Source organism: Flammeovirga kamogawensis, assembly GCF_018736065.1.
GTDB classification, from domain to species: Bacteria; Bacteroidota; Bacteroidia; order Cytophagales; family Flammeovirgaceae; genus Flammeovirga; species Flammeovirga kamogawensis.
In genome coordinates this window covers 4064817-4081533 of sequence record NZ_CP076128.1, presented here as the reverse complement: position 1 = coordinate 4081533, position 16717 = coordinate 4064817, and the positions used below count along the sequence as shown (strand labels likewise).

Sequence of the window (16717 nt, the reverse complement as noted above, 5' to 3'; positions counted from 1 at the left end):
TGATTTAAAAATTAGTATGGAAAATTCTAATATTATACTCTTCTTCGGGCGGTTTCACCCGCTTATTGTTCACCTCCCAATTGGCTTTTTAGTATTGGCAATTTGTTTTGAAATAGCAGATAGATTCCAAATTATAAAAGGACTAAAACCAGCTATATCTTTTGCTTTATTAATAGGCACATTATCTGCAGTTGTAGCCACCATAATTGGTTTTATGTTAGCCACTAGTGGAGACTATAATGTAGAAATGCTTACTACACATAAATGGGCTGGTATTGCTACAACAGTAATTTCTGGAGCTGCTTACTTCATAAGTGCAGGCTACCTAAAAGCACCTAATTATAAGGTATATGGAAGCGTTCTTTTTGCCATCATCGTAGGTTTAAGCATTACAGGACATATGGGTGGAAACATGACACACGGGTCGGATTACCTTACCTACTATATGCCGTTTAAACCAAAAGTAGTAGACCCTTTGGCACGACAAGAATTAACAAGTCTAGAGAATGCCCAAGTATTTGGAGACCTTGTTCATCCTATTATAAACACTAAATGTAAAAGTTGTCATAATGATGAGAAAAGGAAAGGTAAGTTATCATTTAGTAGTATTGAAAGCTATCTAAAAGGTGGAAAAAATGGCAACTTGCTAGTTGCAGGTCATCCATTAAAAAGTGATTTATTCCATAGAGTAACGTTAGATGAACACGATGATGATGTAATGCCTCCGAAGGGGAAAACACCATTAACAGCTCATGAAATAACAATTTTAAAATTCTGGATAGCCACTGCAAATACAAGTTTTGATACACTTTTAAGTGATATGGAAGTAACTGAAGAAGTACTAAATGCTGCTCAAAATGTTTCGGGGTTATCTAAAGTGAAAAAAATTAAGCTAGCAAATATAGACCAAAAAGTAATTGATTCTTTACGTAATTATGGATTTGAAATTAGAGAATTGGTGGCAGGGACCAATGCTTTTGATGTAAGTCTACAACTTAGCTCTACAAATCAAAAACCAATAAACAGCTACCTAAAAGAATTGGCTGTTTTAAAAAATAATATTCTTTGGTTATCCTTAGAAAATTGTGGTCTTACAGACGCAAATTTATCAGCATTAAGTAATTACTCTCAGCTTAAAAAATTAAAACTCTCTAAAAATGCTATTGGAGATACGGGAATAGAATACCTAAAAAATTTACAACAACTAGAGAGCCTTAACCTCTACCAAACAAATATTACAAAAGTTGGACTTTCTAAACTTTCCATGTTTCCTAAACTTAAACGCCTCTATATTTGGGGTACACCAATTGAAAAGAAAGATGTAGTTTTAGTAGCAGCAGAACATGAAAATTTAAAAATATTAGGTATATAAAAAAGAGCGGTCTTTCCAAAAATGAAAGTCGCTCTTTGTGCTTATTTCCCTAAAATACTTTCTTTAAATGTTTTCTTTTGTGAACCATCAGCACGCAAACCCTTTACTGTATGTGAGGATTCCTTATTTACATTTACAGATTTACTTTTCCATTGTATACAAACATTGTTTCCAAGCAGTAAATCCCACTCTTGATTATTATAGGCTACCCTCCTATTCTCATCTACAAAAAGGTAATATTTTGTCAGAGTATCCATGTTTCTTTTATCACTTACAAATGTGAGGTAACGCCCCTCAATATTTTCAAATTTTACAAGTAAGGTATCTTCATTAATTTGATGAATAAACCCCGTTGCACCTTTCTTAATTACGAGACGATCAATTACATCTCCATTTTCAAAAATGATATCTCCAACAGCATTTTCTTTTACTGTAGAATCGGTACTCACTAACCTCTTTAATGAAATTTCTTGAGAAGTATAAAATACAACTTTTGATAAATCTGCTTCCATGTATTCCAACTCGTTCTTATCATCTATTGTAAATGCATTTTTCTTAATAAATAGGCTTGTAACTTTATCTTTAAATTGTGCAGAAGTACTTGTTAAAAAGCTAAAGAATAAAGTGATAGTTAATAAATTTCTCATATTAATAATGATTCGTTGTGTATTTAAGTTTGATTATATAGCAAAGGTTTACGTAACAAACTGAACGATTGATTAATGTATTTTTTATTTTTAACACCTAGAATTACACTGCACATTGTTATGTTTTTCTTTTATTAAATCTTAACGGAAAACCAATTGTATTGCTTTTGAGTATTAACACTAAACACTCACTAAAAACACATTGATAAACGTAATAATTCACTTTAAAATCAGAATACCTAACTAACAGAATGACGATTGATCTAACAAAACAGAGCTGCTTAATTGGAGTAGCCACCTCAACAATATCTCGTAAGATAAAACGTAATACAACCTCAGGAGAAAAGTGTTATATTCATTTAGACTTATGCTAGAAAAATTGTAGCAGGTAACCAAAGAAAACCCCGTTATGTGTTTTTTTATAGGAAAAGAAATACGTTTTTTATACTCAGATCTTAAAGAAATATTTTGGTACAGTGATTCCGAAACACAAAGAAAAAAGTATCCCGATAGCGTAGCCTACAGATGGATAAAAAGACGATTTAAACTCGTAAAATTCTACCAAGAAAGATTAGATTTACGCCCTATGATTCATTTCAAAGATTTCTGGCATCTACTTGATAAACTCTTAGCACACAATCATCGTAAGATTTTTTTGTAGAAGAAAGCAAATTTCCATGTCCAATCTATTACAATAACACCTTTTACATAACATAAAATTGTTTCTGTAATCAAGAAAATAGTATCCATGATATTTTGATCTAAGTTCTATTATTAACAATTTATGAATGGTTAATAAACAGACTCTTTAAAGATAAAAACTATACTATAACTAATTTTTCTCCTTAAAGATTTATGTATTAACAATTGGATAAATGCAAAAAAATATCCTACAACTTTTATGTTAGGATATTGGTAAAAACACTTATATATCGCTTTATTCAATGAAATAAACATAAAAAATATAAACGGTAATACGTTTGTTTATTGGTTAGCCATTTTGAAAAAAATTCTCAACTATTATATTGTTAGGTGATTTTATGAAAGTAAAAACTAAAAAAGCTGGACAGACTGGAATTAAGCCAACTGCGAATGTAGGGTTTGAACAAAGTTACCCGCACAATGAAAGAATTATAACTGATAATGTTGCTCCTAAAATGTTCTCAGGGATAAATGGGTTCTGGATTAAGATTTCAAAATATTCCGTAATACGTGATTTCATAATCAACCTAACCGAAAAAATGATGCCTGGTGGTTGGAGTATGTTCCTTGTTCGTAAACGATATATTGACACTAAACTAATCGAAACTATTACGAACTCAGACCATTCATAACATTGTAAACTTAGGTGCAGGTATGGATACTAGATTATATCGATTTGAAGAAGTTCAAAACAAAAATTGTTTTGAAATGGATCAAGTTGAAAGCGTTAGGAATAAACGAAAAGCCATAGAAAAAGCTCTCGATACTTTCCCTAAACATATTAAGCAGGTCCCTATTAATTTCATTAATGAAAGTATTGGTGAAAAGCTCAAGGCTAGTGGATATGAATCAGAAAAAACAACCTTTTTCATTTGGGAAGCTGTCTCGCAATACCTAGACATGTCAAGTCTTGAAAAAACATTTGAATTCTTCTCAGATACACCAAAAGGAAGTTTTTTAGCATTCACTTATGTACTCAAAGATTTCGTGGAAGGTAATAACCTATTCAATCAAAAGATGCTCTATAAACTGACGGTTCAAAAAAACTATGGCTGTCAAGTTTTGATTCTGATGAAATAAAAACTTTTCTTGAAAAATATGGTTGGGAATTAATTGAAGATGTAAGTTATAATGAATTGGATGTAATCTATGTGAAACCCACTGGTAGGGAATTAGGTGTATGTGAAGTTGAACGTGTTGTATTCGCAAGAAAAAAATAACAGTGGTGGTTAACACGGTATATATCAAATAGGCACTTGTGTTTTAGAAAGTGCAATTGTTATTTGAAACACCTCCAAATTTTTAATTTTGCTTTCATACCGAATAAGTTAAAAACAAAATATTAAAATGTGGCTCAGTGCAAAATTGAAAATTTATCGCTTTCTACTGCCCATACACAGCACGTTGTGCATAACTAAAAAACGAATGATAAAGGCATTAAAATTTCTAACTATTGGACTCTGGATTTTAATCCTAACAATTTGGATAGGAGATTTATGGATTGGTATTCGTACGGACGTTTCAGACGATGTTACTCGTGGAATCGTTGAGCCAATGCGAACAGATATGGACAATGCGATTCAAACAAGAAGAACATTATCGGTTCTTATTTTAATTCCTGCCTTGACTATTTTCGGATTGATAATTTATGGTATACAAAAAAAGAAAAATCACCTGTTTTATATCGGAATGACATTGACTATTATACCAATACTAACAATTGGAATACTTGGTCTAATTCAAGAATCTGAAATGCCATACAAAAATGTAATACTGTTGATTCTCTGTACTCTTCTAATATTTGGACTGATAAAAGGACTGAAAGAAATATATGAATACAGAAAATTAAAACTTGAAAATAAATAAAATTATGTACAATCTAGTACCGTTAATTAGCCTAACGGAGACCCTATCACACTACCGTATTTACTCCGAGATATGCTTCTCTCACTTCGAAACTCTTCTCATGAAGGTATACGGCGGTTGGCTGCTTTTGCAGACTTTGTTTAGATACTGAAATCATCAGCAAATTATATACAAAGTAAATCTCTAGCTTCTAGAATTTGATCCAATTCATGCAAGACGATATTAGAAAGTAACGGACTTAATATTTCTTCTTGAGGAACACCTTTTATCGTTTGACATACTCCAGTGCACTTCTCAAGGAAAACCACACTTGCTAATGCTTCGGGATCATACCCCGTGCATACGAGACTTGCACTCTCTAGAAGATTATTATATCTTTAAAATAAGGCTGTGTCTATTTTGGGCACTCACATGGTGAATAAGCACATACCCTGCTGGATATGTACTAAACACAAACCATTGTGGTAATAAGAAAAATAAAGAATAAACAATGAATAACTTAACTTTTAAGTGGCTTAATAAAAATAACATTTCAGAAGCCGTAGAACTTTTTAACAAATACAGAATATTCTACCGTCAAGAATCCTCAATAGAACAATCAAAAAACTTTTTAACAAACCGAATTAACAATAATGAATCAAAAATCATTATTGCAATTAAGGAGAATAAAGCTGTTGGATTTATTCAACTTTATCCTATTTTCTCATCTGTAATGTTATCGAAGAGTTGGATTTTGAATGATTTATATATTCATGAAGAATATAGAAAAAAAGGGATTGCAGCTACTTTAATAGAACAAGTATTAGAGTTTGCTAAATCTGATGGAGCAACAACAGTTAAATTATCTACTGAAATAACAAACACTCAGGCTCAAAATCTATATGAACAAATGAACTTTAAAAAAATTGAAGGTTCTACTTTTATTGATTACAAGTTTGATCTATAAAAAATTTCTTCATGTAAACCATTATTAAATAATGGCAGAAATAATATTATTCACAACTAATTTTAGTGATAGTGAATGTTTCACTTTTTATAGAGGCATCTTAGGATTAAAAATATTATTTGAAAAAGAAACTCTTACATGTTTTGACTTTGGAGAAAATCACTTGTTAATAAAACCCAAAAATGATAAGTCTATAAATGAAAATAATAATTCATTTAATAAAAATCTATGCTTAAAGTTTAATGTAACTAAGTTTCAGGAAAGCTGTAAAGGTTGAAGTCATTAGAGCTGTTAATATAAATATAAATCATTACAATTGGGGCTCTGTAGGTAGACTTCAAGACCCAAATGATAAAATAAGTTAGGGAAATCTCTAGCTATTCTTCGCAGAAAGTGATCGAATTTTACGAGATTATTTCTAATACTTTTGTACTTGCTCATGGACCAACTCATTAAACGTTGGTATTAATAATGGAAGACAGGAGGTACACCCTTTAAGCGTAATTTGCCTTAATAACTAATGCAATTCAAAGTTTGAGCTATTTACTAAATTGTACTTCTGATTTTCTTAAGGTTCTAAAGTCCCGAAGGTGGTCTATCATTCGAAATTTAGACTCACCACTTACTGTAAAGTCATATTGTAAAAAGTTATCTTCACTTTTTTAATTTAACAGACATAAATCTGAAACTTAGAAAATCAAATTGAACAATTTGATATTTCTATAGTCAGCCACATTTCTTACAGTACCAACTTTTGTTGTCTCGCTTATTTCAGTGCATTCCTCACAGAAAACCACCTTGTAATATACCAATACTTCAGGATCGTACTCCGTACAAAAGGGACTTGCACCCTCTATAAATTTATTCTATCTTTAAAATAAAGCTATGTCCATTTTAGGCATACACAATAGCTAATCTCCATCCACCGGTCAATACGCTCGCTGGTTGTAGTTTAACCATTTCGTTAGCAGTAAGTAAATACAAAATATCCCGAAAATGATTAGACCTTATAAAAAAACTGACACAAATGAACTTATTGAAGTATTTAAGTTAAATATACCTGAATATTTTGACATAAATGAAATTGTTGATTTTAAAGAATATTTAAAAAAAAACCACAAAACTTATTTGACTATTGAATTGAATGAAGTTATTGTTGGTGGAACAGGGTATTATGTAAATAAAAAAAACAAAACAGGTCAAATTACTTGGATTTTCTTCGACCCCAATTATTCAGGAAAGGGATTAGGAAAACAATCAGTAGATTATTGTTTGAAAATATTACAAGAAGATGAAAAAGTAGAAAAAACAGTCGTAACAACGTCTCAACTCGCTTTCAAGTTTTTTGAGAAATTTGGGTTTAAAACAATCCGGACTGAAAAAGATTATTGGGGGAAAGGACTTGACCTCTTTGAAATGGAAATGATTAACGAAAGAACCAACCGCTAATCGGTTCGATCCGTGAGTAATAATGCTCACGGTACACTTGTCACACCACCTTACAATAACCGTTAGCTCCAATCATTCCACCAAAAACTTAACTTTCAAAAAAGCATGAATTTATTACTTAGAAATATTTGACTATTTTTTTCGTAATAAGCCATTTATGCTTATCAGTTTTCTTTTGATTTAAATATTTTTAGTGAAGAACAAAGTACGAATTCATTAGAAGTGCTATGGTTTCTAGGAGTATTGTCTGTTTTGAGTCTTTTATTATATGGTATATCTAAAAAATTACCAATATGGGTCTTTAGCATAATACTAATTATTGGAATGGTATTGGGTTTTAATCCATTATTATTTTCATTTTTTGGAATACCTTTTTTAATTATATACTTTGTTTTAAGCTTAATAATATATTTTAAGCCAAAAGTTTTTACATAAAAAATTAATTCTTCCTTAGGAAAGGAATTAAAATAATTATAAAGTTAAAGCTAGTGGAATTTTACCCCTAAATTTTCACAGAAACGTATGTGAACCTCTCTATTATACAGAGTACTTTCCTAAAAACCAATGATAAAATAAGTTAGGAGACTCTCAAGCTATTCTTCTCAGAAAGTGAGTAGCATTTACATGGTTATTTCTAATTCTTATGCACTTGTTCATGAACCAACTCATTTAACATTTTAAAGAGAGATGATAAAACCTCTTCTATCATTTAATCTAAGAGTTTCATAACATTTAAATTGACCCACAATTGATAATTATTGAACCAAAATCAAATAGTAACTTTTATGTTATAACGGGCGGACCTGGAGTTGGAAAAACAACTCTATTAACAGAATTACAGAATAGAAACTATTCTGTTGTTCCAGAAATTGCTCGGAAATTAATAAAAGAACAACAAGAGAATAACGGAAAAGCTCTTCCTTGGAAAGATCAAAATTTGTACAAAAAAGTAATGTTTGATCGATCGGTAAGTAGTTTTGAACAGACGGAGGAAATAGTAAATGGGAATGAAATTACTTTTTTTGATCGTGGTTTTTTAGATACTATTTGCTATGCTAGACTAATTAATTCTGATGTAGACGAACAGATGGAAATTTATGCAAAAAATTGGAGATACAATAAACATGTATTTGTACTACCGCCTTGGAAGGATATTTATAAAACAGATAATGAGCGAAAGCAAGATTGGAAAGAAGCTGTTTTGACATTTGAAAAAATGTGCGAAACATATGCAAATTACGGATATAATATTATAGAAACTCCAAAGCTTTCTGTAAACGAAAGGGCTGATTTTATTATAGGTTTCATTAAATAACATGAAAATCAAGCTGAATTAAATTAAGGGGCTTAAAGTAATCTTCATAGGTTGTTGAACCTATATTTTCATGACTGAGTACATAACTTATTACAATATTATTTCAAATTACATCTTGTGAGTAACGCACTTGCCCCCTCTACAAGATTATTCTATCTTTAAAATAAATTAAAATTATGTCCACTCAGGACAAAACTTAAAGTTGAGAAACCCTCACAAGAAGTTAAACCTACCCGTTATTACTAATTATGAAGATCTTAAGATTAAATAAAGTACCTTTTGATGAACTAATAGATTGCTTTTTACTCGCATTTAAAGAGTATCACTTAGAGATACCTACTGATAAAATGTATTATCAAAAACGATGGAGTGCCGCTAAAGTAGACTATAATCTATCTTATGGAATGCTTATAAATGGCCAATTAGTTGGTTTCATCATTCATGCAATTGATAATAGATTTGGAAAAAAAACAGCTTTCAATACAGGAACAGGTGTAATACCAGATTTCAGAGGTAATGGAATATCAAAATTAATCTATGATTATGCTATTAATGACTTAAGAAATCATGGAATTGAAAAATGTATACTTGAAGTAATTCAAGAAAATAAAAATGCAATTAAAATTTACCAGCGCTCTGGTTTTAAAATTTGCAAAGAATATCAGTGCTTCTCTGGAAATATTAATATAAAATCTCGAGATGAAATAAACTTAAAAAAAGTAAGTAAAGAAGACTTTAATTGGGATAATACTTTTAACCAAGAGTTCTATTCTTGGGATTTTCAAAAAGAAACAATTATTGAACGAAATTATGATTACTATTATGTAATTCATGATAACCAACTAGAATCTTATTTTATTTATAATGAGGAAAATAAATATGTAGCTCAATTCGATTTACTAGCTGATAATAATAATGCATGGGAAAGATTATTTCAAGGAATAAAATTAATCTCAAATAATGTAAAAATCGTCAATGTAGATACTCGACTATTAGAAAAGTTAGAAATTATAAATAAAGTAGAAATTCCTACTACTGTTAACCAATATGAAATGAAATTAGAAATTAATTAAAAACGCAAGAACAATAATGTTAAACTATATAATTTCTATTTACATTATCTTACCAATTAAAAGTTATTTTACCTTTAGATAAAATAAAAGGTTACTACAACTTCAAACTGAACAAACAACCATGGAAGAAAAAGAAAAACCAAGGATTTCTAGATTAACTGCCATTCTAACCCAATTACAATCCAAAAGAATTATTACAGCAAAACACCTGGCTGAAAAGCATAATGTAAGCTTACGAACCATTTATAGAGATATACGAACTTTAGAAAAATCTGGAGTTCCAATTGTAACAGAGGAAGGTAAAGGATATTCTATTATGGAAGGTTACCATCTTCCGCCTGTTGTTTTTACAGAAGATGAAGCAAATGCATTAATAACTTTAGAACAATTGGCTATCAAAAATAAAGATTTGTCATTTGTTGAAAATGCATCTAGTGCAATAGAAAAGATTAAAGCTATATTAAGGTACTCTCAGAAAGGAAATGCTGATTTACTATCAGACAGGATCTATTTTAGCGGAAATAATAATCAAGAAAAAACAAGTAACAACTTAATGCAGATTCAATCAGCAATAACACAATACAATGTTTTAACTATTGACTACCATTCTTCGGAGAACAATCACACAGTAAGAGATATAGAACCATTTGCTCTTTATAGCATTCATGGTAATTTTCTATTAATTGGCTTTTGCAGATTAAGAAACGATTTTAGACACTTTAGAATCGACTTTATAAAAAATATTATTTCAAAAGCAGATACATTTAGACCGCATAATATGACTATTAAAGCCTATTTTGAAAAATATGTAAAAAATCAATAATACCCCTGACACCCCTCTGTCACACCTCCAATTTACATTTGTAGAAGTATTAATTAAAAGCAACTAAAAATGGAAATTGTTAAAATCGTAATCTTATCTCTGTCAAGTATTTTATTAATCTTTGTTGGTTCTATGAGATTGAGTAATCCAACAAAAACCTACTTGAAGAATTCCGGAATTAAATTAGAAAATGATTCTAGTTTGTTAAATGAAATGCGAGGTGTTAGTGCAGTAATGCTTCTTGCTGGTATTCTCATTTTATTAGGAATCTTTTTTGAAAGGTTATCCTTCACATCACACGTAATTGCAATACTTATTTTTATAGGTTTTGCAATTGGTAGACTCATTAGTAGAGCAATTGATGGTAAACCAAGTAAGCAAATTTCACAAGGAATTATATTTGAATTGATTTTAGGTACTGCAAATATCTATTGCCTATTAAGTATTGGATACTAAATTGACAATAAAGCAAATAACAAAAGAATAGCAATGAAGTGCAAGACCCCGTGTTTTGCACTTTTTTTATCTTCTTTAAAAAAAATAAGTAGGTAAAAAACACATAACTAGGGTATAAAAAAGTACAATAAGTATTTTACTTTTCTTTGAGAACAAACATATAATCATTATTTTCATTACTAGAGATAATAACCTAAAAAATCTATTTTAAAAAGATTTCACTCATTACCGAATAATTAGATAGATATTCTAATTATTAATTAAAATAACCCCATGAATAAAGTAATAACGCTCACTCTTTCAATGTTCTGTTTAATAAACCTAACAGTTGTTGGACAAGAAAAGCCTAAAGCTCCTTCTCAAAGTACAGAAAGTAATAATAAGGCACTCTATAAAAAGTACCCATTTGATGATAAAACTAGTTTTGAAGAAGCTCAAAAAGGATTTATTGCTCCTCTCCCCAATAATGGAATAGTAAAAAATGCTGATGGGAGAATAGTATGGGATTTGAGTGCTTTTAAAGCATTTATTAAGCAAGATGAAAAATCTCCAACATCCGTTAACCCTAGTTTATGGAGACAAAGTCAACTACTTATGATCAGTGGATTATTTGAAGTAGTACCGGGCGTGTACCAAGTTAGAGGTGCTGACCTTTCTAATATGACTATTGTGGAAGCAGATGGAGGTTTACATATTTATGATCCATTAATATCTACAGAAACAGCTAAATATGCTTTAGATTTATATTATCAACACCGCCCTAAAGTACCTGTAAAAGCCGTTTTCTTTAGTCATTCTCATGTAGATCATTTTGGAGGTGTACTTGGAGTTGCTTCTCCTGAAGATGTAGCAAGTGGAAAAATAAAAATCTATGCTCCAGAGGGTTTTCTAGATCATGCCATTGAAGAAAATGTTTATGCTGGTGTAGCAATGTCTAGAAGATCAAGTTATATGTATGGTAATGTTCTTCCCCCAGATGCAAAAGGACAGGTAGGTGCAGGACTTGGAGTAACCACTTCTTCTGGTTCTCCAGGAATTTACGCACCTACAAACAGTATTAAAGAAACTGGAGAAAAACATACAATTGATGGAATCGAATATCAATTTGTTATGGCACCTGGTTCTGAAGCTCCTTCTGAAATGATGTGGTATTTACCAAAATATAAAATGCTTAATACTGCCGAAGATGCCGTTCATACAATGCACAATTTATATACTTTACGTGGAGCAAAAACAAGAGATGCCTCTAAATGGCCAACCTATTTAAATCAAGTACTTCAAAGTTTTGGTGATACCGAGGTTGCTATTGGAATGCATCATTGGCCTGTTTGGGGAAAAGATCGTGTTGTAGAACACATTAAATCACAACGTGATACTTACAAGTACATGCATGATCAAACTTTGCATCATGCTAATATGGGAGCTACTATGAATGAACTTCCTGGTTTAATTGAAATGCCAGAAAGTTTAACAAAACAATGGGGTACACATGGATATTATGGTTCTTTAAGTCATAATGTTAGAGCCGTTTATAATTATTATTTAGGTTATTTTGATGGTAACCCAGCAAACCTAAACCCACTCCCTCCTGTTGAAGTTTCTAAAAAATACGTAAAGCTAATGGGAGGAGCCGATAAAGTAATGGCTGCCGGTAAATTAGCTTTTGACAATGGCGAATACCGTTGGGCTGCCGAACTTTTAAATCATTTAATTTTCTCTGATCCAGATCTTCAAGACGCTAAAAACCTACAGGCGGATGTGCTAGAACAAATGGGGTACCAAGCAGAAAATGGACCTTGGCGTAACTTTTACTTAGCAGGTGCTTTTGAGCTTCGTAATGGAGTTTTAAAAGCAAATACTCCAGAAACTAGTAGCCCACAAATTATTTCTAATATGTCTATGGATCTCATTTTTGGTTACATGGGTATACAATTAGATGCTAAAAAAGCAGCAGGTAAAAAGATTACTTTAAACTGGGTATTTACAGATGACAATAAAAAATATACGTTATTTCTAGAAAACTCTGTATTAAACTATTGGCCTAATAACGAAGATCCTAATCCAGATGCTACTATCACAATGGAACGTGCTACTCTAAATGACTTTTTGCTTGGAGGTATAACCATGAAAAAGGCTATCAAATCAGGAAAAATAAAAATAAAGGGTGATACAAAACAATTTATAACGGTTTTAGAATGCCTGGATGACCTGAATCAATATTTCTTCTTTAACATAGTAACACCTTAACTTTTAAACGTACAAGGTGATTATTTATCAATAAGTAGATCAAATAATTACTAACAGTAAATAGGGTTGTTATTTATTGATTCCTTAGTAGTAAATTGGGACCTCATTACATCAAATATTGTAATGAGGTCCTTTTTAATTTCGAAAACAGATGCAGCAGCAAAGCCATATATATTCTTTAAATTTCAATTTTAACGAAAGCCAACTTAGTAAATTAGAGTCTAAGTATCTTTTTAATGAAGAGGTAAAAGGAAAGCTTCTTTTTTCGGATATTAAAATTGAACCATCTTGTAGTCCTTTTATCAAAAAAAGATTAGACATTCAATTAGCATCAAAAGACTATAAAGTTCTGATGGACCAAATTGAAGCTAAAAAAATAAAAGCTGAGGGTTTTAAGGTAGAGTATCTAATGTTAGAAGGTGATACTATTGGATACCCTGAAAGATTAGGGCAGTTAAGAGATATTGGGTACCGTATTGAAGGAGAACCAGACTATTATCATCCTACAATTACTTATGGCTTGTGCTTTTTTGAAGAAACTTGGTATTTCGGTCCTTTGATTAAAAATAATCCAGAGTGGCAAAATCACAATAAAAAACCTTGTTCTTTTAGTAATTCTTTGAGTATAAATACCGCTAAATCTTTAGTAAATATAGCAGCTAAAGGAAATAAAAACAGCACCTTAATTGATGCTTGTTGTGGCGTTGGAACTGTACTTTTAGAGGCTTGTTTTGCTGGTTACTCAATGGATGGTTGCGACATTAACCACAAGGCTTGTAATAATGCTAAAAAGAACCTCGCACATTATAACTATACGGCCAATGTTTTTAATTCTGATATAAAAGATATTACAAAACAGTACGATGCCGCAATCATAGATTTACCGTATAACCTCTATTCTTATTCTACAGAAGATATTGCTTCTAATATTATAAAATCTGCTGCTCAAATTACCAATCGTATTGTGGTTGTTTCTATTTCAGACATCGAGGATTTTATAAAAAATGCAGGTTTCACTATTACCGATTTTTGTACCATTGATAAAATCGGGAAAGTAAAATTTATTAGAAATATATGGGTTTGTGAAAAAGAACCTTTGAAAGATTAACCAAACTTTCAAAAGTTCTCCTTCTACTACAATGATACGAGAAAGCTAAATTTTATCTTTGAGCACCTCTTTCCAAATCTTATATCCTTCAGGAAGCATATGTAACATATCTTCTTCAAATAAATCTGGACGACTTTTGCCTTTACTATTTAACATTGGTGTGTAAATATCAATATAACTTATATTCGTAAGGTTTTGGATAGCCTTTTCTACCAACGTATTCGATTTTTCTATTTCTGCTTGAATGTCATCTTTACTAGGACTAGGCTTTATAGACATATAGCTTATAGGAAGATCCTCCCCATATTTATACCTAATTTGACGATATAAGCTTTCAAAATAGAAAAGAATATCTTCTGCTTTTTGTCCTCCGCCTAAATCATTATCACCTGCATAAATTACTATTTGCGTAGGGGCTGTTATTTCTTCAAATAACACATGAAAATACAAAGCACATGCTTCTAAAGTAGAGCCTCCAAAACCCATATTTAGAATTGTATTATTGCCTACATCTTCTCTAACAGTTGTCCATAACCTAAAAGATGAGCTCCCATAAAAAATAATAGGATGTTCTATAGTCGGCTGTTTTCTGATATTTTCAAGTAGCTCTGGTAAGCCCTCTTCTTTATAAAATTGAATTTCTTCTGATGTCATTTCATTTATTTTTCTGCCAATACAATAGCCTCTTCTACATAAGAACGGTATTGTTTTGAATAACTTTCTAAAAATGTTCTTAGTTCCTCCTTAAATGGTTTTTTCTTATCAATTACTTCTGATAACCTAAAAGGCTTCTTGATTACAACGCCAAGTTTAGTTTTACTTAAACGTTTATCAAAGAATGCCAAAGCAATTGGAACAATTAACGGATCTATTCCAGATGCATTTGCAATCATAAATGCTCCAGGTTTAAATGCTACAGGAGATTGATGCGTTTCTCTACTTGTGCCTTCAGGACTTAAAATTAAGTTTGTTCCAGATTTTAATTTATTCCCTGCCTCATTAAAAAACTGATTTCTAATCTTTCTTTTTTCTTCTACAGATTGTACAGACGGATCAGAATCTGCAGTTCTTACCCCTAAATGCCCTAATTTATTATAATAATCTTGGTGCCCGTATTCTGGACCTTTACCAATTCTTACTACTCTTAACCCAGAATCTTTATAAAACTTGTACAGTAGCATAGAGATAAAATGAGAATCTAAAGTAATCTGAAAGTTATTAGGCAATGTATAATACGGATGGTTTAATAAGTGATTATAAATAAAAATATTTCCAGCCTTTTTGGGTAAGTTTTCTAACCCATCAATTTTAATATCAACATAAGCCGTTGCTCTTTCAAAAAACTCAGAACATTCATTTCTTAATTCGAAAGCAGGTACAGATTTGGGTGCTCTAATCACATGGTCTGTCATGCGTTTTAACCCTTCAAAAAATAAATATTCCTTTCTTAACGGATGCGTCATTTTTATAAAAAGGTTCGCTAAAATTTTCTCTTGTCCAACCCCTTCATTTGCCAACTTATCCATTAAATCAAAAGCATCTCCTTGCGTTAATTTTTCTTCTAGTAGAACAGGAACTTTAAACATTTCTGAGCAAACACTTAATTGTGCCCCAGCCTGTTCAATCATTGTTTGGATTGTGAGTAATTCCCTATCAAACGTTTGGGTAATAACTTGTGCTCTTATAGCTTTTAAAGCACTGCCTAGCAACCATAATAAACGGTACATAAAAACCATTCCTAGGTTAGGAAATTCACCATAAAGCACCAATAAATCTAATCTATTAATTTCTAAAACTTCTATTGGTTCTATAGTTACTAACTCCATGTTATTTGGAATAGCATCATAACTTGCTGCACTCCACAATATCACCTGTCCTCTTTCTTCTAATACATCAGAAGTATATATTTCGTTACTTTCGGTAAGGTAATTTAAAGCAACTTTACCGGTTTTAAGTACCATAAATTTATCACTTACTTGTCCTTTTGTAAGTAATTTCTCTCCTGGTTTATAAAATTTTGAGCGACTGATTTTTGCGAGTTTTGCCAAATGCCAATCTGCAAATGGATTAAAAAAAGCACTTTGCCTAAAAAACTCTAAAGTTGTTTCTTGTGGTCCTTTATCCTGAAAAGAAGTATACGAATTTGTTTGCTGAAAATCTGTTGATGAAAGAGCTACAGATCCTTGAATCCAAGATGCTCTAGCCTCTTTTAAAAGGTGTGTACTATATAATAATGAGCTGGACAGCAAGTGCATTCCTAATGTTGGCTGTTCATCAAATAAAACTCTAATTTTCTGATTATCCCACTTAATTACTTTTGTTTTACCAAGAGCTTTTGCTGTAGTAGCAAAACGGTAAGGTTCTCTAAATCCAGACCAACCTATAGGCGTCCATTGTTCATCGCTTTTACCTACTAATAATGCACCACGCTGATCTCCCACATTTAAATGGTAAGCTACAGCACCTGCATATAATACATAATAATTTTCTGCAGAAGCAAATTGAAGTGTTATTGTTTCTCCATCTTCAAATGTTTGTATCTCTGCTAAATCAGATAATTCTTTTAACTGCACTGCCGATAACCGGTCTGCAAATGGCAATGATTTCAAGATGTTAGTTTGCGTCATAGTGTTGTATTGTTGGTGATTATCAAAGAATATATCTCAAATTATCTTTTTCTAAACATAAAAACAAAAGGACTATTTACACTTAA

At 31.2% G+C, this 16717-nt stretch carries 15 protein-coding genes; 12 read left to right on the top strand and 3 right to left on the bottom strand.

Features of this window, described 5'->3' with window-relative positions; genetic code table 11:
• The first annotated feature begins 16 nt into the window (after positions 1-16).
• Positions 17-1372 (top strand): c-type cytochrome domain-containing protein, encoded by a 1356-nt coding sequence (locus tag KM029_RS16550; RefSeq protein ID WP_144074300.1) that lies wholly within the window; start codon positions 17-19, stop codon positions 1370-1372.
• 41 nt (positions 1373-1413) lie between these two features.
• Here the strand turns inward: KM029_RS16550 and KM029_RS16545 are convergent, their stop codons facing one another.
• Positions 1414-2019: a hypothetical protein gene (locus KM029_RS16545; RefSeq protein WP_144074299.1), complete on the bottom strand. Its 606-nt coding sequence runs from the start codon at positions 2017-2019 to the stop codon at positions 1414-1416.
• Positions 2020-3059: 1040 nt separating this feature from the next.
• Here KM029_RS16545 and KM029_RS16540 point away from each other — a divergent pair.
• From KM029_RS16540 to KM029_RS16490, 11 genes are all read left to right on the top strand, one after another.
• Complete coding sequence (locus KM029_RS16540; RefSeq protein ID WP_144074298.1) at positions 3060-3353, top strand: hypothetical protein; 294 nt, start codon at positions 3060-3062, stop codon at positions 3351-3353.
• 22 nt (positions 3354-3375) lie between these two features.
• A complete protein-coding gene (locus KM029_RS16535; RefSeq protein ID WP_144074297.1) occupies positions 3376-3801 on the top strand; it encodes a class I SAM-dependent methyltransferase in 426 nt (141 codons plus the stop codon).
• 345 nt (positions 3802-4146) lie between these two features.
• Entirely contained in the window at positions 4147-4587 is a 441-nt protein-coding gene (locus KM029_RS16530) for a hypothetical protein (protein ID WP_144074296.1), read from the top strand.
• A gap of 490 nt (positions 4588-5077) precedes the next feature.
• Entirely contained in the window at positions 5078-5533 is a 456-nt protein-coding gene (locus KM029_RS16525; protein ID WP_144074295.1) for a GNAT family N-acetyltransferase, read from the top strand.
• Between the two features lie 996 nt (positions 5534-6529).
• Positions 6530-6982 carry a GNAT family N-acetyltransferase gene (locus tag KM029_RS16520; protein ID WP_144074294.1) on the top strand — a complete coding sequence of 151 codons (453 nt, stop codon included), beginning with the start codon at positions 6530-6532 and terminating at the stop codon, positions 6980-6982.
• Positions 6983-7730: 748 nt separating this feature from the next.
• Positions 7731-8297 (top strand): AAA family ATPase, encoded by a 567-nt coding sequence (locus KM029_RS16515; RefSeq protein WP_221465137.1) that lies wholly within the window; start codon positions 7731-7733, stop codon positions 8295-8297.
• Positions 8298-8545: 248 nt separating this feature from the next.
• The gene (locus tag KM029_RS16510) at positions 8546-9370 is read left to right on the top strand and encodes a GNAT family N-acetyltransferase (RefSeq protein WP_144074293.1); all 825 of its coding nucleotides are present in this window, start codon (positions 8546-8548) and stop codon (positions 9368-9370) included.
• 121 nt (positions 9371-9491) lie between these two features.
• Complete coding sequence (locus KM029_RS16505) at positions 9492-10193, top strand: helix-turn-helix transcriptional regulator (RefSeq protein WP_205125443.1); 702 nt, start codon at positions 9492-9494, stop codon at positions 10191-10193.
• 69 nt (positions 10194-10262) lie between these two features.
• A complete protein-coding gene (locus tag KM029_RS16500; RefSeq protein ID WP_144074292.1) occupies positions 10263-10649 on the top strand; it encodes a DUF4345 family protein in 387 nt (128 codons plus the stop codon).
• Between the two features lie 273 nt (positions 10650-10922).
• A complete protein-coding gene (locus tag KM029_RS16495; protein WP_144074291.1) occupies positions 10923-12896 on the top strand; it encodes an alkyl/aryl-sulfatase in 1974 nt (657 codons plus the stop codon).
• A 151-nt stretch (positions 12897-13047) separates the two neighbouring features.
• Positions 13048-14004 (top strand): TRM11 family SAM-dependent methyltransferase, encoded by a 957-nt coding sequence (locus tag KM029_RS16490; RefSeq protein WP_144074290.1) that lies wholly within the window; start codon positions 13048-13050, stop codon positions 14002-14004.
• Between the two features lie 45 nt (positions 14005-14049).
• On the opposite strand, the gene KM029_RS16485 is transcribed toward KM029_RS16490, so the two are convergent.
• Entirely contained in the window at positions 14050-14658 is a 609-nt protein-coding gene (locus tag KM029_RS16485; RefSeq protein WP_144074289.1) for a GDSL-type esterase/lipase family protein, read from the bottom strand.
• A 5-nt stretch (positions 14659-14663) separates the two neighbouring features.
• Positions 14664-16631 (bottom strand): 1-acyl-sn-glycerol-3-phosphate acyltransferase, encoded by a 1968-nt coding sequence (locus KM029_RS16480; protein ID WP_144074288.1) that lies wholly within the window; start codon positions 16629-16631, stop codon positions 14664-14666.
• Between the last annotated feature and the right edge of the window lie 86 nt (positions 16632-16717).